Origin of the sequence: Lentzea sp. DG1S-22 (assembly GCF_036321065.1) — a bacterium.
In the GTDB taxonomy this organism is placed as follows: domain Bacteria; phylum Actinomycetota; class Actinomycetes; order Mycobacteriales; family Pseudonocardiaceae; genus Lentzea; species Lentzea jiangxiensis.
On sequence record NZ_CP143276.1, the window covers coordinates 5,228,561 to 5,248,240 of the forward strand.

General features: G+C 70.7%; 19 protein-coding genes. 9 read left to right on the forward strand and 10 right to left on the reverse strand.

All coding sequences use genetic code 11. The annotated features are described in order from the left end of the window. Nucleotides 1-97: 97 nt before the first annotated feature. The gene (gene pdxR, locus V1227_RS24130; RefSeq protein ID WP_329787801.1) at nt 98-1,450 is read right to left on the reverse strand and encodes a MocR-like pyridoxine biosynthesis transcription factor PdxR; all 1,353 of its coding nucleotides are present in this window, start codon (nt 1,448-1,450) and stop codon (nt 98-100) included. Nucleotides 1,451-1,497: 47 nt separating this feature from the next. On the opposite strand from pdxR, the gene V1227_RS24135 reads away from it, so the two are divergent. Continuing rightward, nucleotides 1,498-2,400 carry a DMT family transporter gene (locus V1227_RS24135; RefSeq protein WP_329787802.1) on the forward strand — a complete coding sequence of 301 codons (903 nt, stop codon included), beginning with the start codon at nt 1,498-1,500 and terminating at the stop codon, nt 2,398-2,400. 57 nt (nt 2,401-2,457) lie between these two features. On the opposite strand, the gene V1227_RS24140 is transcribed toward V1227_RS24135, so the two are convergent. The 3 genes from V1227_RS24140 to V1227_RS24150 are packed head-to-tail and all read right to left on the reverse strand — an operon-like array spanning nt 2,458 to nt 5,738. Beyond that, entirely contained in the window at nt 2,458-3,114 is a 657-nt protein-coding gene (locus tag V1227_RS24140) for a hypothetical protein (protein ID WP_329787803.1), read from the reverse strand. 40 nt (nt 3,115-3,154) lie between these two features. After that, nucleotides 3,155-3,709, reverse strand: coding sequence for a hypothetical protein (locus V1227_RS24145; protein WP_236220383.1), 555 nt, complete (start codon nt 3,707-3,709; stop codon nt 3,155-3,157). 52 nt (nt 3,710-3,761) lie between these two features. Beyond that, nucleotides 3,762-5,738: a thioredoxin domain-containing protein gene (locus tag V1227_RS24150; RefSeq protein ID WP_329787804.1), complete on the reverse strand. Its 1,977-nt coding sequence runs from the start codon at nt 5,736-5,738 to the stop codon at nt 3,762-3,764. Between the two features lie 54 nt (nt 5,739-5,792). On the opposite strand from V1227_RS24150, the gene V1227_RS24155 reads away from it, so the two are divergent. The 3 genes from V1227_RS24155 to V1227_RS24165 are packed head-to-tail and all read left to right on the forward strand — an operon-like array spanning nt 5,793 to nt 10,209. Continuing rightward, a complete protein-coding gene (locus V1227_RS24155) occupies nt 5,793-7,130 on the forward strand; it encodes a 3' terminal RNA ribose 2'-O-methyltransferase Hen1 (protein ID WP_329787805.1) in 1,338 nt (445 codons plus the stop codon). Continuing rightward, a complete protein-coding gene (locus V1227_RS24160; RefSeq protein ID WP_329787806.1) occupies nt 7,130-9,598 on the forward strand; it encodes a polynucleotide kinase-phosphatase in 2,469 nt (822 codons plus the stop codon). The genes V1227_RS24155 and V1227_RS24160 overlap by 1 nt, the downstream gene beginning before the upstream one ends. Beyond that, nucleotides 9,595-10,209, forward strand: a complete 615-nt coding sequence (locus V1227_RS24165; RefSeq protein ID WP_329787807.1) for a nucleotidyltransferase domain-containing protein — start codon at nt 9,595-9,597, stop codon at nt 10,207-10,209. The genes V1227_RS24160 and V1227_RS24165 overlap by 4 nt, the downstream gene beginning before the upstream one ends. Nucleotides 10,210-10,288: 79 nt before the next feature. Here the strand turns inward: V1227_RS24165 and V1227_RS24170 are convergent, their stop codons facing one another. Continuing rightward, nucleotides 10,289-10,528, reverse strand: a complete 240-nt coding sequence (locus V1227_RS24170) for a hypothetical protein (RefSeq protein ID WP_236221091.1) — start codon at nt 10,526-10,528, stop codon at nt 10,289-10,291. Between the two features lie 35 nt (nt 10,529-10,563). Further along, nucleotides 10,564-11,433 carry a mycothiol conjugate amidase Mca gene (mca, locus tag V1227_RS24175; protein ID WP_329787808.1) on the reverse strand — a complete coding sequence of 290 codons (870 nt, stop codon included), beginning with the start codon at nt 11,431-11,433 and terminating at the stop codon, nt 10,564-10,566. A 95-nt stretch (nt 11,434-11,528) separates the two neighbouring features. On the opposite strand from mca, the gene V1227_RS24180 reads away from it, so the two are divergent. Beyond that, a complete protein-coding gene (locus V1227_RS24180; RefSeq protein ID WP_329787809.1) occupies nt 11,529-11,951 on the forward strand; it encodes a DUF4307 domain-containing protein in 423 nt (140 codons plus the stop codon). Between the two features lie 186 nt (nt 11,952-12,137). Continuing rightward, complete coding sequence (greA, locus tag V1227_RS24185) at nt 12,138-12,632, forward strand: transcription elongation factor GreA (RefSeq protein WP_176959919.1); 495 nt, start codon at nt 12,138-12,140, stop codon at nt 12,630-12,632. A 28-nt stretch (nt 12,633-12,660) separates the two neighbouring features. Here greA and V1227_RS24190 read toward each other — a convergent pair whose 3' ends face one another. Further along, the gene (locus V1227_RS24190; RefSeq protein WP_236220390.1) at nt 12,661-13,170 is read right to left on the reverse strand and encodes an Lrp/AsnC family transcriptional regulator; all 510 of its coding nucleotides are present in this window, start codon (nt 13,168-13,170) and stop codon (nt 12,661-12,663) included. 74 nt (nt 13,171-13,244) lie between these two features. Between V1227_RS24190 and hppD the strand changes: the two genes are divergently transcribed. Together hppD and V1227_RS24200 are read left to right on the forward strand one after the other, a co-directional pair. Further along, complete coding sequence (hppD, locus tag V1227_RS24195) at nt 13,245-14,426, forward strand: 4-hydroxyphenylpyruvate dioxygenase (protein ID WP_236220391.1); 1,182 nt, start codon at nt 13,245-13,247, stop codon at nt 14,424-14,426. A 55-nt stretch (nt 14,427-14,481) separates the two neighbouring features. Then, the gene (locus tag V1227_RS24200) at nt 14,482-14,727 is read left to right on the forward strand and encodes a hypothetical protein (protein ID WP_236220392.1); all 246 of its coding nucleotides are present in this window, start codon (nt 14,482-14,484) and stop codon (nt 14,725-14,727) included. A 58-nt stretch (nt 14,728-14,785) separates the two neighbouring features. Here the strand turns inward: V1227_RS24200 and V1227_RS24205 are convergent, their stop codons facing one another. The 3 genes from V1227_RS24205 to V1227_RS24215 all read right to left on the reverse strand — a co-directional run bounded on the left by V1227_RS24205 (nt 14,786) and on the right by V1227_RS24215 (nt 18,627). Further along, the gene (locus tag V1227_RS24205) at nt 14,786-15,931 is read right to left on the reverse strand and encodes a cystathionine gamma-synthase (RefSeq protein WP_236220393.1); all 1,146 of its coding nucleotides are present in this window, start codon (nt 15,929-15,931) and stop codon (nt 14,786-14,788) included. 118 nt (nt 15,932-16,049) lie between these two features. Continuing rightward, complete coding sequence (locus tag V1227_RS24210; protein WP_329787810.1) at nt 16,050-17,171, reverse strand: RDD family protein; 1,122 nt, start codon at nt 17,169-17,171, stop codon at nt 16,050-16,052. 85 nt (nt 17,172-17,256) lie between these two features. Continuing rightward, entirely contained in the window at nt 17,257-18,627 is a 1,371-nt protein-coding gene (locus tag V1227_RS24215; RefSeq protein WP_329787811.1) for a cystathionine beta-synthase, read from the reverse strand. Nucleotides 18,628-18,744: 117 nt separating this feature from the next. Between V1227_RS24215 and V1227_RS24220 the strand changes: the two genes are divergently transcribed. Next, the gene (locus V1227_RS24220; protein WP_329787812.1) at nt 18,745-19,617 is read left to right on the forward strand and encodes an SGNH/GDSL hydrolase family protein; all 873 of its coding nucleotides are present in this window, start codon (nt 18,745-18,747) and stop codon (nt 19,615-19,617) included. Nucleotides 19,618-19,680: the final 63 nt, after the last annotated feature.

Sequence of the window (19,680 nt, forward strand, 5' to 3'; positions counted from 1 at the left end):
GTGCACCCGAGCACTGACAATTTCTCGAGGCGCGGGCCAGGCCGGCGCGGCCAACGGTTCAACCTGGGAGTTCACCACAGCCGTCGCGGTACCTGCCCTAGGCCTCGGCGACCGCCGCGATCTCCCTGACCGCTTCGCGCAGGCGGTCGGGGGTGAGCGACGCGTACCCCAGCACCAAGCCCGGCCACATCGGCGTGCGCGTGTACTGCGCCAACGCCCAGACGTGCACGCCTCGCTCCTCAAGCCTGCTCTTCAGCGCGAGGTCGTCCGTGCCATCGGGCATGCGCAGCACGACGTGCAAACCTGCCGCGACACCGATGGGCTGCCATGCGGGCAAATGCTCGGCAACGGCTTCCAGCAACGCATCACGCCTCTTCCGGTAGAGCGCGCGCGTACGGCGCAGATGCCTGTCATAACCACCCGTCCGCAACAGGTGCGCGAACGCGGCCTGCGGGATCGTCGCGGTGCCCATGTCGTTGTACCGCTTGCGGTTCACGATGTCCTCGCGCAACCGTTCCGGCACCACGAGCCATCCGAGGCGCAGCGCGGGCGCCAGCACCTTGCTCGTCGTCCCCTGGTACACCACGTGCTCGGGGGCGAGCGCCTGCAGCGCGCTCAGCGCCGGCCGGTCGTAGCGGTGTTCGGCGTCGTAGTCGTCCTCGATGATCAACGCATCGCGCTCGCGCGCCCACTCGACGAGCGCGCGCCGCCGCTCCGGGTGCAGCACCACGCCGAGCGGGAACTGGTGCGCCGCGGTGACCAGCACCGCCCTGCAGTCCGTTTTGGACAGCAGGTCGACGCGGAGTCCCTTGTCGTCCACCGGAACCGGCACGGTCTTGACGCCGTGGGAGCGCAGCAGGTCTTCGCCGCCGATGTGGCTCGGTTCCTCGATCGCGATGCTGCCGTCCAGCATGCGCGCGGTGAGCTGCAACCCGTCCGCCGCGCCGTTGGTGATCACCGCGTCCTTGGTGACCACCGCCCGCACCCTCGCGAGGTAGTCGACGACCTCCTTGCGCAGCCCCACGAAACCGGCGGGGTCGGGGTAGGCGAGGTCGTCGTCGGGGAGGTCGGCGAGCGCCGCCCGGTGGGCCGCCACCCATTCGGCGCGGGGGAACGCGCCCAGCGCGGGCAGGCCGGGCCGCAGGTTGTAGCGCCACCGCTTCGGCGGTTCCGGCATCCCGCACGCGCCGGCCGGTCCGAGGCTCGCGACCGTCGTCCCCGAGCCGCGTCGGGTGGTCAGGTAGCCCTCCGCGACGAGCTGGGTGTAGGCCGAGGTGACGGTTCCGCGCGCCACCTCGAGCTGCGCCGCCAGGTCCCGGCTCGACGGCAGCCGCGTACCCGGTGCGAGTCGGCCGTCCCTGATCGCCCGGCGCAGCTCGACCTCGACCCCGCGACGCCTCTGGTGCCCCGGCAGCAGGAGCTCGCGCAAAGTGGTCCAGTTCTCAGTCATCGAAGTGGAGCTTAAAGCTGGACCAGTTCCGCGCAAGGGTGACGGACATGAAACTCGGGGTGGCCGCGGGAGCGGCAGCGGCATCGATCGTCGGCGCGTCGGTGCCGGTCACGGGAATGCTGGAGGGCTACCCGGTGCTGACCGGCCAGGCCATGCGCTACGCACTGGCCGCGGCGGTGTTGTTGCTGGTGGCGCGCCGTCTGCCGATGCCTTCGTGGCGCGACGTGCCGCCGCTGCTGGGCGTCGTCATCTCCGGCATGCTCGGCTTCAACGCCCTGCTCATCGCCGCCCAGCAGTACGCGGAGCCGGGCTTCGTCGCCGCTGTCATGGGCGGCTCCCCCATCGTGTTGGCGCTGCTCTCACGCCAACGCACCGCATCGGCCCTTGTGGGTGCAGTGGTGGTGGCGGCGGGCATCGTGCTGTTGTCCGGCGGCGGGTCGTGGCACGGTCCTGGGCTCGTTCTCGCGTTGCTCACCATGGTCGGCGAGGTGTGCTTCACGCTCTTCGCGGTCGGGGTGGTGCGGCGGCTCGGCGTGCTGGGCGTGGCGACGTGGACCTGCATCATCGCGACGGTGATCGGCGCGGTGCTGGGGACGTTCGTCGGCGGCTGGCGGGTGCCGGACACCCGGCAGACCTTCGCGCTCGTGCTGCTGGCCGTGGTGGTGACCGCGGTGGCCTTCGGGCTGTGGTACTTCGCCGTGAACCGGCTGGGCTCGGACCGCGCCGGCGTGCTCATCGGCCTGATGCCGGTGGCCGGTCTCGCGACTTCGGTGCTTCTGGGCGTGCAGGAGCTCACTCTCGTGTCCGTCATCGGGGTCACCACGGTCGCACTCGGGTGCGTCATCGGGCTCCGGAGAGCAACGCACCACACACACGACTCGGGCCGGGTTCCCCCAAAATCAACACCAGCGACCGGGTCTGACAGTCCGGCGCATGTTGTTGTGCCGTGACGAAGCCGGCCTGCTGTGAGGCCGCCGGGCCGGCCGTGGCGAGGCCGGCCCAGCGGACTAGTGGACCGGGTACCCGATCGCGGCCACGTCGTCGGCGACATCCGCCGGCGACGTGGCGGGGTTGAGCGCCGTCACGACCGCCGCGGTCAACGGTTTGCCCGCGTACACGTGCCGCACCGCGTCGAGGTCGACCGGCGTCTCGTAGTAGTCCTGCGCCCAGTCCTGGTACGCCTCCGGGGTGCCCTCGGTCAGCAGCGCGAACATCCAGTCCGCCCCGTCCTCCCCTTCGGGGAAGGCGATGTCCCCGTGCCGCCAGGCATCCTCACCGTTCTCGCGCCACAGGCAGACGGTGATGGACGGCGTGCCCTCATCGGAGAACGCGGGTTCCTCCACACACTCGCGGAACACCTCAGGTACGGAGTCGACAACGCCGGGCCACGGCTGCCCGTCGTCGGTGGCATAAGGGCTCATCAGCGACTCGTGGTCGAAGCCGCGCACGTACGCACCCGCGGCCTTGAACACGATGGAGTACTCGTTGCCCGCACCGTCGTACATGGACGCCATCTCCTCGCCGGGCGCCCACTCGGCGTCGAAGAGGTGGTACCGGTCGTCGCCGTCGGGATCCAGGACGACGTCCAGCACGGCCAGCGCACGGCACAGCGCGCGCAACTCCGGGATGGCGGGCAGCAGACGGGCGACGTCGTACGCGGTCACCGCCACATCCAAGCAGCCTCAAGTGCCGAGCACGACTCGCTCAGGTGAGGTCCGGTCCCTGCGACCGGAGGTCGTCCACTCGCGACATGGCGTCACGCAGCTCGCCCAGCCACGCGTCGGCGTGCTCGCCAACGAGGCGCACGGCCCATGCGAGGGCATCAGCTCGTGAGCGGGCCACGCCGGCGGCCACGAGGGTGTCGAGCACCTGGCGTTCCGGCTGGCGCAGGCGCGTCATCACCGGCACGGCGAGGTGCGTGAACAGCTCGCGGGTGCCGCCCTGCACGGCTCCCCACGCCACCTTGCGGCCGTAGCGGTGCTCGGCCTGGCGCGCGATCTCGATGCGTTCGTCGCGGGTCTCCTCACGCCAGCGGGCGATGCGACCCGATTCGGCCGCGGCGCGCGAGGCGTCGTCGAACTCGCCCTCCAGCGGCGCGAGCGTGCCCACGACGGTGATCTCCTCGCGGTCCACGACCACCTCGGGCGCGCCGGTGAACCACGCGTCGGGGAGCCTGCCCGCGAACCACGCCGCCGCGTCGTCGGCCGGAGGCAGGTCAGCCTGCTGCCAGCCGCCTCGTCCTCTCCATCCACGTCCCATTTCAACCGCCTCTGATTACATGATTACGTCATTACTGACGTTACGCCTGCAATCAGGAAGTGGCGTTCGCCGTCAGCGAAGTGACCAGGGCATCCGCGGTGACGACAGGCCGGTCGCACACGTAGCCGCGGCACACGTAGGCCGCCGGGCCCTCGTCGACCAACGGACGGTCTTCCAGCAACGGCACGGACGAGGGCTCACCGGCCACGACGACGCCGCCTCCGGGCACATGAGCGATCGCCGCCGCCCACAGTGACGCACGGCGTGAGTCGTCGGCACCTACTACGGCGACCTGCAACGGACCGGACACCAGAGCCTCGGCGACGGTGAGCCAGTGGCCGGCGAACCGGGGGGCGCGGGCGGCGAGCAGGCCGGCGCGCGTCACGGCGGCGGACGCGGCGTCGAAGTACCGCGCGGAACGATCGGCGCCGGACAGCAGCGACGCGGTCAGCAGGGCCGAGGCCAGCGAGGACGCACCGCTCGGAGACGCGTTGTCGGTCGAGTCGGCTGGACGGCGAACGAGAGTCTCGGCGTCATCGGCCGTGTCGTAGTAAGCGCCAGGAGAGTCCGGCACGGCGAAACGGGAGAGCGCGGTGTCCAGCAGGCCGCACGCCAGGTCGAGCCACCGGATCGAGCCCGTCACCTGGTGCAGCGCCAGCAGCCCGTCCGCGACGCAGCCGTAGTCCTCCAGCACCCCGAACGACGGACCGGCGACGCCGTCGCGCGAGGTCCGCAGCAGCCTGCCCTCGACGAGGTGCACGGACGCCAGCAGCGACGCCGCGTCGGACGCGGCCGAGATCCACGCCGGCTCACCGAAGAAGGCGCCCGCCTCGGCCAGCGCGGCGATCGCCAGGCCGTTCCAGGCCGCCACCACCTTGTCGTCCCGTCCTGGCTGCGGCCGCGCGGCGCGCACCGCCAGCAGCGAGGCCCGCACCTCCTCCCCCGGCTCCGACACGAACCCCAGGGTGGACTTGCCGTCCTCGAAGTTCGGCTCGGGCGTCACGCCGAACGCAGCCGCCGCGGCACCCAGCTCCTCGAACGACCACACGTAGGTCAAGCCTTCGACGCCATCGGTGTCCGCGTCCAACGACGCCGCGAACCCACCGGAAGCCGTCCGCAGGTCCCGCAGGAGGAACGCGGCCGTGTCCCGCGCGACCCGCTCGTAACGCTCCGAGGCGGTCACGCGCGTGAGGTGCGTGTAGAAGCGGAGCAGCAAAGCGTTGTCGTACAACATCTTCTCGAAGTGCGGCACGACCCACGCGGCGTCGACGCTGTAGCGCGCGAACCCGCCGCCGAGCTGGTCGTACATGCCGCCGTTGGCCATCGCGTCGGCCGTCGAGGTCGCCATGGAGACCGCCTCGACCGACCCGGTGCGCTCGTGGTGGCGCAGCAGGAACTCCACCACCATCGACGGCGGGAACTTCGGCGCCCCGCCGAAACCGCCGTTGCGCCGGTCGAACTCCCCCAGCAACGACACCACGGCACCGGCCAGCACGTCGGCGTCCACAGTGGACGGCGGCAGCGGCGCGGCCTGCCGGGCGATCTCCCGCACGACGGCGGAGGCGGACCGCAGGACCTCGTCCCGTTGCGAGCTCCACGTGGCCGCCACGGCCTCGACGAGCTGCGGGAACGACGGCATGCCCGGCCGCGGCGACGGCGGGTAGTAGGTGCCGGCGTGGAACGGTCGCGCGTCCGGCGTCAGGAACACCGTCATCGGCCACCCGCCGTGGCCGGTCATGGCCTGCGTGACCTCCATGTACACGGCGTCGACGTCCGGCCGTTCCTCGCGGTCGACCTTCACCGGCACGAAGTGCTCGTTCAGGAACGCCGCGACGTCGGCGTCCTCGAAGGACTCGTGCGCCATCACGTGGCACCAGTGGCAGGCCGCGTACCCGACGGACAGCAGCACCGGCACGTCGCGCCGCCGGGCCTCCTCGAACGCCTCCTCGCACCACGGCCACCAGTCGACCGGGTTGTCCGCGTGCTGCTGCAGGTAGGGGCTGGTCGCGTCCGCGAGTCGGTTCGCCATGCAATCACAGTAAATGAGCAGCGCAGAGGCCGAATCTCGATCAGACTCGGGCCCGTGTTGCTCACCCTGACCACGACGCACCGGCCGGCGACCGACCTCGGCCACCTGCTGCACAAGCACCCCGACCGGGCTCAGTCCTTCACGACGAGCTCGGGCGTCGCGCACGTCTTCTACCCGAAGGCGACGAACGAGGAGTGCACGGTCGCCCTCCTGCTGGAGGTCGACCCCGTCGCGCTCGTCCGAGGTCCCGGCAGCACGCTCACCCAGTACGTCAACGACAGGCCGTACGCGGCCGGGTCGTTGCTCACGGTCGCGCTCGGCAGCGTGTTCCGCACCGCCATGAACGGCCGCAGCGAGAGCCACCCCGAGCTCGCGAGGACGCCGATCCCGCTGGTCGTCCGCATCCCCGCGCTGCCGCACCGCCTCGCGGAACGGCTGTTCACGCCGCTCGGCTGGTCGGTCGAGGTCACCGGGCACGGCGACTCGCGCTACGGCGACGTGACGCTGACCGGCACCGTGAAGCTCAGCGACGCGTTGAAGCACCTCTACGTGCTGCTGCCCGTCCTCGACGGCGGCAAGCACTACTGGGTCGCGGCCGACGAGGTGGACAAGCTGCTCAAGGCCGGTGACGGCTGGCTGTCCGCGCACCCGGACAAGGAGCTGATCACCACCCGCTACCTGGCCCGCAGGCGCCCGTTGATCACCTCCGCCCTGGAACGCCTCGCCGACGTCGACGAGGTCGAGCCGGAGGAGCTCGACAACGCCCTGGCGGAGCCGAAGATCTCCCTCGCCGCACAGCGCAAGGAGGCCGTGGTCACGGCGTTGAAGGCCGCGCGGGCCCAGCGCGTGCTCGACCTCGGCTGCGGTGGTGGCGCTCTGCTGCGCGCTCTCGTCGACGAGCCCGCGTTCACCGAGATCCACGGTGTCGACGTGTCCGCGAAGGCGTTGCAGGAGGCCGCGCGCAAGCTGCACCTCGACCGCATGGGCGAGCGGCAGCGCGAGCGGATCACGTTGCGGCAGTCGGCGTTGACCTACGCCGACGCCGAGCTGGCGGGGTACGACGCGGCGGTGCTGATGGAGGTCGTCGAGCACATCGACCCGTCGCGCCTGCCCGCGCTGGAGCACTCGGTGTTCACCGTGGCACGCCCCGCGACCGTGCTGGTGACCACTCCGAACGTCGAGTACAACGCGCTGTTCGAGACGTTGCCCGCAGGGCAGATGCGCCACCCCGACCACCGTTTCGAATGGACCCGCGCGGAGTTCGCGCACTGGGCGGGTGGTGTCGCGGAACGCCGCGGCTACACCGTCACGTACGTGCCGATCGGGCCGGAGGACGCCGAGCGCGGCGCGCCGACGCAGATGGCCGTGTTCACGCTGGGGGACGAGAACTGATGGAGCTGAAGATCCCCGACCTGTGCCTGGTGGTGCTGGTCGGCGCCTCGGGTTCGGGCAAGTCGACGTTCGCGCGCAGGCACTTCCTGCCCACGCAGGTGCTGTCGAGCGACTACTTCCGCGGGCTCGTGGCCGACGACGAGAACGACCAGTCGGCGTCCGCGGCGGCGTTCGACGTGCTGCACTTCGTGGCGTCGAAGCGGCTGGAGGCGGGGCGCGTCACCGTGGTCGACGCGACGAACGTCCAGCCCCAGGACCGCGCGAAGCTGGTCGAGGTCGCGCGCAGGGCGAACGTCCTGCCCGTCGCGATCGTGCTCGACACCCCGACCGACGTGTGCCTGAGGCGCAACGCGGAACGCCCCGACCGCGACTTCGGCGCGCACGTCGTCAAGCGGCACCGGGCCGCGCTGCGGCGCTCGCTGAAGCACCTCGGCAAGGAGGGCTTCAAGCGCGTCCACGTGCTGCGCTCGCAGTCCGATGTGGACAACGCGACGATCGTGTACGAACGACTCCTCAACGACCTCAGGCACGAGACCGGGCCGTTCGACGTCTTCGGCGACGTGCACGGCTGCCGCGCGGAGCTGGAGGAGCTGCTCACCGAGCTGGACTACGAGATCCAGCGCGACGACGAGGGCCGCGCGGTCGACGCGGTCCCTCCCGGCGACCGCAAGGCCGTGTTCGTCGGCGACCTGGTCGACCGCGGGCCGGACACCCCCGGCGTGCTGCGCCTCGTCATGGGCATGGTCGGCAACGGCCACGCCTTCAGCGTGCGCGGGAACCACGAGGAGAAGCTCGTCCGCGCCCTGCGCGGCCACGAGGTGACGGTCCGGCACGGCTTGGAGAAGTCGCTGGAGCAGCTCGCGCACGAGCCGGAGGAGTTCCGCCTCGCCGCCGCGAAGTTCTGCGACGGCCTCGTCGCGCACTACGTGCTGGACGGCGGCAACCTCGTCGTCGCGCACGCCGGTCTGCCCGAGCGCTACCACGGCCGCGCGTCCGCGAAGGTGCGCAGCTTCGCCCTGTACGGCGACACGACCGGAGGGACCGACGCGTACGGGATGCCGGTGCGCCTGCCGTGGGCGAACGACTACCGCGGCTCGGCGATGGTGCTGTACGGGCACGTCCTGACGGCCGAGGCCGAGTGGATCAACAACACCCTGTGCCTGGAGACGGGTGTGGTGTTCGGCGGGAAGCTCACCGCGCTGCGCTACCCGGAGAAGGAGCTCGTCTCCGTCAAGGCGCACCAGGTCTGGTACGAGCACGACGCCCCGTTCCCGGTGAAGGCCGCCGAACGCGCGCCGGACGTGCTGGCACTCGAGGACGTCACGGGTCTGCGCCGCGTCGACACGTCGGTGATGGGCGCCGTGACGATCCGCGCGGAGCAGTCGGCCTCGGCTCTGGAGGTCATGAGCCGGTTCGCGATCGACCCGCACGACCTGCTGTACCTGCCGCCGACGATGGCGCCGACGGCGACCTCGCAGCGCGACGACGTGCTGGAGCACCCGGAGGACGCGTTCGCGGAGTACCGGGCGGCCCGCGTCGGGCAGGTGATCTGCGAGGAGAAGCACATGGGCTCGCGCGCGGTGCTGTTGGTGCGCAAGGAGGGCGGTGCGATCTACACGCGCACCGGACGTGCGTTCTTCGACGGCGCACCGGGCGACGAGCTGCTCGACCGCGTGCGTTCGGCCTGCTCCGGGCTGTTCGACGAGTTCGCCACGGACTGGCTGCTCATCGACGCCGAGCTGATGCCGTGGAACGCCAAGGCGGCCGGGCTGATCCGCGAGCAGTACGCGGCGGTCGGCGCGGCGGCGAACGGCGTGCTGCCGGTGGCGGTCGACGCCCTGCAGGCGGCCGCTGCACGCGGTGTCGACGTCGCGGACCTGCTGGAGCGCACGTCGAGGCGTGCCGCGAACGCCGCGGCCTACAGCGCGGCGTACGAGCGGTACTGCTGGCCGGTGGACGGGTTGGAGGGCGTGCGGATCGCGCCCTTCCAGCTGCTCGCCTCCGAGGGCCGGACGTTCCACGACCGCTCGCACCTGTGGCACCTGGAGACGCTGGGCGGGTTGGAAGGGCCGTTGTTCCAGCGGACCCGGCACCTCGTGGTCGACGTCGAGGACCCCGAGCAGGTCGCCGCCGGCGTGCGGTGGTGGGAGGAGCTGACCGCGGACGGCGGTGAGGGAATGGTCGTGAAGCCGCTCGCGAACCTCGGCGGACGCGTCCAGCCGGGCGTGAAGGTGCGCGGGCGCGAGTACCTGCGGATCATCTACGGCCCGGACTACACGTCGCCGGAGAACCTCCGGCGGCTGCGCAAGCGTTCCCTCGGGCGCAAGCGCGGACTCGCGCTGCGCGAGTACGCCCTCGGCATCGAGGCGCTGGAACGCGTCGCACGCGGCGAACCGCTGTGGAGGGTGCACGAGTGCGTCTTCGGCGTGCTCGCGCTCGAGTCGGAACCGGTGGACCCGAGACTGTGATCCTCGAGGTGGTGGTCGGCTCGCACGCCTACGGGCTGGCGGGCCCCGACTCCGACGTGGACAGACGCGGGGTGTTCGCCGCGCCCGCGGAGGCGTTCTGGCGCCTGGACAAGCCCCCGACGTCGGTCGAGGGGCCGGACCCGGAGCAGCTCAGCTGGGAGGTCGAGCACTTCTGCCGGCTCGGCCTCAGGTCGAACCCGACGGTGCTCGAGACGCTGGTGAGCCCGCTGGTCGAGGTCAGCACGCCGATCGGGGAGGAGCTGCGGGAGCTGCTGCCCGCGTTCCTCTCCCGGCACGCGGTGCGGTCGTTCACGCGAGCGACGGAGATGCAGCTGACGCGCGCGGGCCGCAACCTCAAGCCCAAGCAGCTGATGCACGTGGTGCGGCTGCGGCTGGTGGGGCTGGAGCTGCTGCGCACCGGGCGGTACGACATCGCGGCGGACCGGTCGCTGCTGGCGATCCGCTCCGGGGAGATGGCGTGGGACGAGGCGCTGGCCTGGGCGCACCGGCTCGGCGACGAGATCGCCGCGGCTCGGGGGCCGTTGCCGGAGGAGCCGGACCGGGAGCGGGTGGAGGACTGGCTGGTGTCGGTGCGCAGGAGGACGTTGTGAGCCACCTCTCCGCGCGCCGCCGAGCGGTGCGCACCGGTGAGGCCGATGCGCACCGACCACGTCACCCGGCGGTGCTCGGCTAGTCCTTCTTCGGGGCGGTCTGCCCGGCCGGGGTCTCCTTCGAGCCCTCGGCCGGCTCGTCGAACGACGCCGGCAAGCCCTTGATGTGCTTGTTCATCGACTTGACGAGGAAGAAGACCGCGATGAAGAAGACGATGAGCAGGACGAGGCCGACCGGGGAGGACTTGCCGAAGTCCTCGCCCTGGCCGCCCTTGTCGTTCTCGTTCGGGTTCGACGGCTGCACGGCGACCAGCGCCACCGTGCTGCCGAGGGAGAAGTCTGGGGAGAGCACCCCTAGACCTTAACTCCGGCGAACAGGTCGTTCTCCGGCAGCGTCGAGTCGACCTGGGAGCGCACGAGCTCGTACTCCTCGGTCGGCCAGATCTCGCGCTGCAGGTCCATCGGGATCGCGAACCAGCGGCTGGTCGGGTCGATCTGGGTGGCGTGGGCCTTCAGCGCCTCGTCGCGGACGTCGAAGTAGTCCGCGCACTCGACCTGCGTGGTGACGCGCTCCATGACGTCGGGGCGGTCGGTGCTCCAGTTCGCGAGCCACTCGGTGTACGGCGACTCCATGCCGCGGGCTTCCATCGCCTCGTGGAACGCCAGGATCTTGGCGCGCGAGAAGCCGTGGCCGTAGTAGACCTTCGGCACCTCCCAGGCGTCGCCCAGGTCCGGCTCGTAGGCCGGGTCGGCGGCGGCGTCCAGGGCGGCCATCGAGATCTCGTGCGTGCGGATGTGGTCCGGGTGCGGGTAGCCGCCGTTCTCGTCGTAGGTCACGACGACGTGCGGGCGGAAGTCCCTGATGGCCTCGACCAGCGACGGCACCGACTCCTCCAGCGGCACCAGGGCGAAGCAGCCCTCGGGCAGCGGCGGGAGCGGGTCGCCCTCGGGCAGACCGGAGTCCTTGAAGCCCAGCCAGCGGTGCTGGATGCCGAGGATCTTGGCTGCGCGGGCCATCTCCTCGCGGCGGACCTCGACGATGTTCTCGAGCACGTCCGGCTTGTCCATCGCCGGGTTCAGAATGCTGCCCGCGCCACCGTCCGTGCAGGTCACGACCATCACGTCGTGCCCTTCCGCGACGTAGCGGGCCATCGTGGCCGCGCCCTTGCTCGACTCGTCGTCGGGATGTGCGTGCACTGCCATAAGGCGCAGCTTGTCGGCCATGACCCCCGTGGTCCTCCTGTGTGAACGGTCCTGCGACACTCAACAACCGAATGCCGGGCACCATTGTTCCCCAGAGGCGAGGAGGGCGCGGACAAGTGGCACAGCGCGTGCTCCCCGAGGGGCGCTACAGCAGGCAGAGCCGCAAGCAGGGGTCGAAGTGGACCCGCTGGGCGTTACTCGCCGTAGCCGTCGCGGTCGGTGCCCTGGTCGCCTTCGTCGGTTACCGAAATCTCGGCACAAAACCGATCGAGGCGAAGCAGACCGCGTTCACCATCCTCGGCGACGACCGCGTGCAGGTCAGTTTCGAGGTTTCCCGCGATCAACCGGATCGTGCCGCCGTCTGCATCATTCGGGCCCGGTCCAAGGACGGGGACGAAGCAGGCCGGCGCGAAGTTCTGGTGCCTCCGGGAAATGCGCTCGTCGTCGAGACAACTGTTCTCCGCACCTCCAAACCCCCGGTCACCGGCGAGGTCTTCGGGTGCTCCTACCAGGTTCCCGCCTACTTGTCCACGACCTAGCGGCCAAGCGGGTGATCTGCGGTTTAAACGGCGAGACGGGGAACAAATCGCCGTCGCTGAACGTTGTCTTCGTGTTACTATTGCAGCTCAAGCACGGCCCCGGCGCGGGCCGTGTTTTTCCGTTCCGGGCCAACGGCCCGGGAACTTCTGGTGTACACGCGTGCGTCAGAGCAAGACGAGGAGTTGGTGACCGTGAGCGACACCCAGGTGACCTGGCTGACCCAGGAGGCCTACGACCGGCTCAAGGCTGAGCTGGACGAACTGATCGCGTACCGCCCGGTCATGGCTGCCGAGATCAACGCCCGTCGCGAAGAGGGCGACCTGCGCGAGAACGGCGGCTACCACGCGGCTCGCGAGGAGCAGGGCAAGCAGGAGGCGCGCATCCGCCAGCTGCACGAGCTGCTCCAGGCCGCGAAGGTCGGCGAGGCCCCCACCACGAAGGGTGTCGCAGCGCCGGGCACGGTGCTCACGATCCGCTACGAGGGCGACGACGAGACCGAGACGTTCCTGCTCGCCACCCGTGAAGAGGGCGCGCACGGCGAGATGGAGGTCTACTCCCCGGTTTCGCCGCTCGGCAAGGCTCTGAACGGCGCGAAAGACGGCGAGACCGTCGAGTACGAGCTGCCCAACGGCAAGCTCCAGAAGGTCACGTTGATCTCCGCGGTTCCTTACCAGGCGTAGTCACGCCACATGACGTGCGAAGGGCCGGTCACCTCGGTGGCCGGCCCTTCACGCGTTCCAGGAGCGGTCGCACGCGCGGGGGCACCGGCGTCGACAGGGCGATCGACGTCGAGAGCCGCCTCACGTGGGGCACGTCCACGACGTGGTCGACCACGCGCTGCAGGTCCGCGTTCGACCGGGCGACCATTCTCACGAAGAGATCTCCCTGACCCGTCGTCGCGTGCACCTCGCACACCTCGGGGATGGCGGCCAGCCCCTCGCACACCTCGGCCCGGCGTCCCTGCGCGATCTCGACGACCGCGAACGCCGTCAGCCCGTACCCCATCGCACCGAGGTCGAGCGCCGGCGGGAACCCGCCGAGCACGCCCCGGTCGGTCAGCCGGTCCAGCCTGGCCTGCACGGTTCCGCGCGCGACGCCGAGCCGGCGGGAGCATTCGAGGACGCCCAGGCGCGGCTCGTCCGTCAAGAGCAGGAGCAGCCTGGCGTCCAGTTCGTCCACGAGCTGGTCAGAGTGCTCACCCTGTTGATCCGAAGGCATAGATCACTATACAAATTGCACAGCTAAATCGCTGACTATTGCTCACCCTGTTGGGTCGACTCATGCTGTTCGACATGACTCAGCAGCTTGACGACGTGAGCTACGACCAGCTCCGGCAGCTCGTGGGGTTGGTCGACTACGACGCGACCAAGGACCCCTTCCCCGTGCGCGCCATGGACGCCGTGGTGTTCGTCGCGGGCAACGCCACGCAGACCGCGTGGCTCTACCAGGTGGCGTTCGGCATGGAGCTCGTGGCCTACGCGGGTCCCGAGACCGGCCAGCGCACCCACAAGTCGTTCGTGCTGAAGTCGGGCTCGGCCCGCTTCGTGATCAACGGCGGCGTCACGCCCGACTCCGAACTCCTCGACCACCACCGCCGCCACGGCGACGGCGTCGTGGACCTCGCGCTGGAGGTCGGCGACGTCGACCAGTGCATCGAGCACGCCCGCAAGCAGGGCGCGACCGTCCTCGAGGAGCCGCACGACGTCTCCGACGAGCACGGCACCGTGCGCCTCGCGGCGATCGCGACCTACGGCGAAACCCGCCACACGCTCGTCGACCGCTCGAAGTACAACGGCGTCTACCTGCCCGGCTACGTCGCCAGGTCGTCAACGGTCAAGCGCCCGGAAGGCGCCCCGAAGCGCCTGTTCCAGGCCGTCGACCACTGCGTCGGCAACGTCGAGCTCGGCAAGATGGACTACTGGGTCGACTGGTACAACCGCGTCATGGGCTTCGTGAACATGGCGGAGTTCATCGGCGACGACATCGCCACGGACTACTCGGCGCTGATGTCGAAGGTCGTCTCCAACGGCAACCACCGCGTCAAGTTCCCGCTGAACGAGCCGGCGATCGCGAAGAAGAAGTCGCAGATCGACGAGTACCTCGAGTTCTACGAGGGCGCCGGCGTCCAGCACATCGCGCTGGCCACCAACGACATCATCAAGACCGTCACCGCCATGCGCGACGCGGGCGTCGAGTTCCTCGAGACCCCGGACTCCTACTACGACGACCCGGAGCTGCGCGCTCGCATCGGCGAGGTCCGCGTCCCGATCGAGGTCCTCAAGGAGCACCGCATCCTCGTCGACCGCGACGAGGACGGCTACCTGCTGCAGATCTTCACGAAGCCGATCGGCGACCGCCCGACCGTCTTCTACGAGCTGATCGAACGCCACGGCTCCCTCGGCTTCGGCAAGGGCAACTTCAAGGCCCTCTTCGAGGCGATCGAGCGCGAGCAGGAGCGACGCGGCAACCTCTGATGGCGTTCCCCCGGTAAGGTGGCTTCACGGGGGCAACACATCGTGGGGAGGTGGCATGGCACTCGTACGACGCGTGGCCGCGGTCATCCCGCTGGTCGGAGCCGTGACCACGGCCGCGGCACTGACCGGCGCGGCGTTTCTGACCGTGGCCCACGCCGGCTGCGACGAGGCCGGCCGCTTCGTCCGCACGGGCGAGTCGATCCAGTTCGTCGGAGGCTGTGTGAACGGCGCCGACCTTCCGGCGGCGCCCACGGCCGAGGTCGAGAACGTCGACCGGTTCGGCGGCTCGAAGAAGCCCTAGGGCGCTGAGACGCAGAAGGCCCCTCCCCCGGCGGGGAGGGGCCTTTCGCACGCGTGGATCAGCCCAGCGCAGCCAGCAGGTCGGCCACCAGGTCGTCCCCGGACTCGATCCCCACGGAGACGCGCACCAGGTCAGCCGGAACCTCCAGCATCGACCCGGCCGTGGAAGCGTGGGTCATCTTCCCGGGGTGCTCGATCAACGACTCGACCCCGCCCAAGGACTCGGCCAGCGTGAACAGCTTCGTCCGGGCGCACACCTCGAGGGCGGCCGCTTCCCCGCCCTCGACGAGGAACGACACCATGCCGCCGAACCGCCGCATCTGCTTGGCGGCGACGACGTGCCCGGGGTGCGACTCCAGACCGGGGTAGATGACCTTCCGGACCCGGGGGTGCCGGACCAGCGCCTCGGCCACGAGCTCCGCGTTGTCGGAGTGCTTCTCCATCCGCAGCTCGAGCGTCTTGATCCCGCGCAACGTCAGGTAGGCGTCGAAGGGCCCGGGAACAGCTCCGGCGCCGTTCTGCAGGAAGCCGAAAGCGGCGTCGATCTCCTCGTCCGAGGTGATCAGCGCACCACCCACGACGTCGGAGTGACCGCCGATGTACTTGGTGGTCGAGTGCAGCACCACGTCCGCGCCCAGCTCCAGCGGCGTCTGCAGGGCGGGCGAGGCGAAGGTGTTGTCGACGACCAGCTTCGCGCCGGCGTCGTGGGCGACCGAGGCGATCGCGGCGATGTCGCCGATGTTCAGCAGCGGGTTGGTGGGCGTCTCGATCCAGATCAGCTTGGTCTCGGGGCGCACGGCCGCGCGGATCGCGTCGACGTCCGACACCGGCGCCGGGGAGTGGGTGACGCCCCACTTCGAGAAGACCTTGTCGATGAGCCGGAACGTGCCGCCGTAGGCGTCGTTCGGGATGACGACGTGGTCGCCTGGCTTGAGGAACGTGCGCAGCGCCGCGTCGGTCGCACCCATGCCGGAGGAGAACGCACGGCCGTAGCGGCCGCGTTCGAGGGACGCGAGGCAGGTCTCCAGCGCGCGGCGGGTCGGGTTGCCGGTGCGGGAGTACTCGAAGCCCTCACGCAGGCCGCCGACGCCGTCCTGGGCGTAGGTGGAAGTCGCGTAGATGGGCACGTTCACCGCACCCGTGGTCGGGTCCGGGTCCTGACCGGCGTGGATCGCCCTGGTGGCGAAGCCGTATGGGGTGCTCATGTCCGAAGGGTACTCACCCGTACGGCCGTGCGACGCGATAGTCCAGGCAGTGGGCGCGAACGGCAACAGCCCCCGGTCACGCGAGGTGACCGGGGGCTGGAGAACCTGCTGGAGGGCTTTACCAGCCCTGCTGCTGGCCGCCGTAACCCTGCTGGGGCGGCTGGCCGTAGCCACCGGGCTGCTGCTGCGGGTACCCGCCGGTGCCCGGCTGCTGGAAGCCGCCGGACTGCGGCTGGGCGTAGCCGCCCGTGCCGGGGTAGCCACCCGTCTCCGGCCAGTTGATCACGACGGTGCCGCAGATCTTGTCGGAGTAGGTCTCGTTCTTCGGCTTGTTCCACAGCGGCGACAGGTAGTTGATCAGCGAGCCGATGCCGCAGAGCAGACCGAACGCGTAGTTCAGCAGCAGGCGCAGGAAGGCCACGCCACCGCCGGGCGGCTGCTGCGTGTCCTCCTTGACGACCTTGATCTTCGCGACCTTCTTGCCGATCGACTGCCCCGTGGAACCGCCCTTGAGGACCGTGTTCCAGATGAAGAAGCCGAACAGACCGCCGTAGCCGACGAGGTAGGCGACCAGCACCAGGATCCCCGCGGAGGACGGGTCGGCCGTGGTCGCGCCGATCCCGCCGAGCACGGCGATGATGATGCCGGCCACGACGCCGGGGGCGACGTAGTCGATCAGGCCGGCGACCGCGCGCGAACCCCACTCGGCGTAGCCGGTGGGAGGCGGCGGGGCCATGCCGGGGGCGCCGTAGCCGGGCGCGCCGTAGCCGGGCTGCCCGTAGGCACCCGCGACGGCGGGCTGGCCGTACGGGTTCGACTGCGGTGCACCGTAGTGCTGCTGCGGCTGACCGTAGGCACCCGCGGCCGGCTGGCCGTACGGGTTGGACTGCGGGGCGCCGTAGCCCTGCTGGTGCTGCTGCGGAGCACCGTAGGGCTGCTGCTGCTGCGGGGCGCCGTACGCGGGCGGCTGCTGGGCGGGGAAGCCGCCCGAGCCGGGACCCTGCGCCGGGAAGCCGCCCGAACCGGGGGCCGACGGCACCTGGCCGGGGCTGACGACCTGGGTGGCGTCCGCGTTCTGCTGCGGTGCGGCAGGAGCCTGACCAGGCGAGACGACCTGCGTCGCGTCCGGGTTCGGGTTCGCCGCTGCCGGCTGCCCACCCCCCGGGACGACCTGCGTCGCGTCCGCGTTGGGCTCCTGCGGCTGACCGCCGAACTGGTGTGGCGGCTGCGGAGCGTTCATCCGGTTTCCAACCCCCTTGGCTGGGCCGTGCGAGTAAGACTGATGATCTGGGGCGTCACGCTATCGGACGCACGCCGTTCCACGCTCAGCGACCAGCCAAGAACCCCAGAATGTCCTGCCGGGTGACGACACCGGCGGGCTTGCCGTCCTCCAGGACGAGGGCCGCGTCGGCGTTCGAGAGGGCGTTCATCGCGATGCCGACCGGCTCGCCCGCGCCGAGCGTGGGCAGCGGCGGCGACATGTGCTTGTCCAGGCGGTCGGAGAGCTGCGCCTTGCCGGTGAACAACGCGTCGAGCAGGTCGCGCTCGTTCACCGCGCCCGCGACCTCGGCGGCCATGACCGGCGGCTCGGCGTTGACGACGGGCATCTGCGAGACGCCGAACTCGCGCAGGATCGCGACGGCGTCACCCACGGTCTCGTTCGGGTGGGCGTGCACCAGGTCCGGGAGCATGCCGCCCTTGCGGCGCAGCACGTCGCCGACGGTCGCGCCGGTCGAGTCCGGCGGGAGGAAGCCGTAGGACGCCATCCAGCGGTCGTTGAAGACCTTGGACAGGTAGCCGCGGCCGCCGTCCGGGAGCAGCACGACGACGACGGCGTCCTCGGGCAGGTCCTTCGCGACGCGCAGCGCGGCGGCGGCCGCCATGCCGCAGGAGCCGCCGACGAGCAGGCCCTCCTCGCGGGCGAGGCGGCGGGTGACGTCGAACGAGTCGGCGTCGGAGACCTCGACGATCTGGTCGGCGATGGTCTTGTCGTAGGCCTCCGGCCAGAAGTCCTCGCCGACGCCCTCGACGAGGTACGGGCGGCCGGTGCCGCCGGAGTAGACCGAGCCCTCCGGGTCCGCGCCGATGACCTGCACGGCCCCGTTCGAGGCCTCCTTGAGGTAGCGGCCGGTGCCGGAGATCGTGCCGCCGGTGCCGACACCCGCGACGAAGTGCGTGATCCTGCCCTCGGTCTGGCGCCAGATCTCGGGGCCGGTCTGGTGGTAGTGGCTCGCCGGGTTCTCCGGGTTGGCGTACTGGTTCGGCTTCCAGGCGCCGGGGATCTCGCGGACCAGGCGGTCGGAGACGTTGTAGTAGGAGTCCGGGTGCTCGGGCGCGACGGCCGTCGGGCACACCACGACCTCGGCGCCGTAGGCCTTGAGGACGTTGCGCTTGTCCTCGCTGACCTTGTCCGGGCACACGAAGACGCACTTGTAGCCCTTGCGCTGGGCGACCAGGGCGAGACCGACGCCGGTGTTGCCGGACGTGGGCTCGACGATCGTGCCGCCGGGACGCAGCTCACCGGAGCGCTCGGCGGCCTCCACCATGCGCAGCGCGATGCGGTCCTTCACGCTGCCACCGGGGTTCAGGTACTCGACCTTGGCCAGCACCGTGGCCTTGATGCCCGAGGTCAGCGAGTTCAGCTTCACCAGCGGCGTGTTGCCGACCAGATCGACGACGTGCTCGACGTACTCCACCGGTATCCACTCCCCTGCTCCCACACTCCGAGATAGCGGGACGAAGCCTAGCTCTAGTGGCTGCGGATCCTGACTCGAACGGCGGCGCCGACGATTCGGGGGAAGGGGGTGGTGCGGATGATCGGACTGCGGGCGCTGCGGGCGGCGGTCATGACGGCGGCGACGCTCGGCGGCCTCTCCGGCGCGCTGGCCGGCCTGCTCACCGAGCAGGGAAGACGTGCCCGCGCGGCCATCGGCGTGCTGGAACACCTCTGGCCCGCACCGGACGGCGTGTACGCCGACGACGGCGGCGACCCGCTGCGGCTGGCGGTGCTCGGCGACTCGATGGCCGTGGGTGTCGGTGTGACGCATCCCTCGCAGATGCCGGGCGTGCTGCTGGCCCTGGCGCTGGCGGAGGAGGCGGGACGGCCGGTGCGGCTGTCCACCTACGCCGTCAGCGGTTCCACCACGCGCGACCTGGTCCCGCAGGTCGACGCGGCCGTGCGGGACGAGCCGCGGGTCGCGCTGATCATCATCGGCGCGAACGACGTGACGTCGCGGATGGGCACCGGCGAGTCGGCCCGGCTGCTGGCCGAGCAGGTCCGCAGGCTGCGCGCCACCGGGTGCGGCGTGGTCGTCGGCACCTGCCCCGACCTGGGCGTCGTGCGGCCGATCCCGCAGCCGTTGCGGATGGTCGGGCACCGGTACAGCCTCCGTCTCGCGGCCGCCCAGACCGCCGCGGTGCGGGGAGCGGGTGGCATCCCGGTGTCCCTCGCGAACCTGCTGGCGCCGGAGTTCCTGGCTCGGCACGCCGACATGTTCAGCTCGGACCGCTTCCACCCCAGCGCCGTCGGCTACGAGGCGGCTGCCGGCGTCCTGCTGGCGCCGTTGTGCCAGGTGGCGGGGCTGGGGGCGGGCTGGGTGGCACCGGTGGTGCCGCTGCGGTCGGCGGCGGCCCTCGCGGTGGGGCCGTCGAGGTGGCCGCCGTGGCCGCAGAAGCGGCACGCGTGAGTTTCGGAAATCCTCGTCACTCGCGCTGGCCGGGGTGAGCGGGCGTTAACTACGCTCGACGGC